Source organism: Methanosarcina sp. DH1 (genome assembly GCF_020804205.1).
Classification (GTDB): Archaea; Halobacteriota; Methanosarcinia; order Methanosarcinales; family Methanosarcinaceae; genus Methanosarcina; species Methanosarcina vacuolata.
Window position 1 is genome coordinate 1 of sequence record NZ_WJBJ01000051.1, and the last position, 550, is coordinate 550.

Consider the following 550-nt stretch of genomic DNA (forward strand, 5'->3'; position numbering starts at 1 on the left):
CAGAAGAGCCGCTACCGCTGTTTTACCAGTCCCACCTTTTCCCGTTATTGCAATTACTTTTGTCACAGAATACCCCATTGGATTGTTTTTCGTCTTAGGCGATTACTTAGTCACCCAACTACGTTTAGTCCTTCTTCTCGCTGATGACCATTCTTTCAATGGAGATCTTTGCCTTCTTGAAGGTGATCTTAATTCCACCAGCCTTACCAGCAGGCATCATTGGCATTGAAGCCATTGCAGGCATCTGGAAACCGGCTGCAGGCATCATCATTGGAGCAGCTGCAACAGCTACTTCCTCTTCTTCTTCCTCTTCTTCCTCTTCCTCTTCTTCCTCTTCAGCAGCTGCCCAGCTAGCAACGACCGGGTGGTTCTTCTCCTGCAGGAAAGCCTTCAAGGAATCAATGTCAGTTGCATCGTTCTCAGTTGCGATCTTATCTTTGATGTCTTCTGGAATGGTGTCTGCAATCTTTTCCTTGAGCATGGATGGGAGCCAGACAACTCTGTTCCAGCCACCATCAGCCTGGATGAACTTGGGGGAATAGAAGTAGGY

The 550-nt window shown here is 47.7% G+C and carries 1 pseudogene; it reads right to left on the bottom strand.

Going from position 1 to position 550, the window contains the following annotated elements:
• Positions 1-124 precede the first annotated feature (124 nt).
• Positions 125-550 (bottom strand): annotated as a pseudogene (locus tag FXW07_RS19140) (acetyl-CoA decarbonylase/synthase complex subunit beta); the annotation flags it as partial.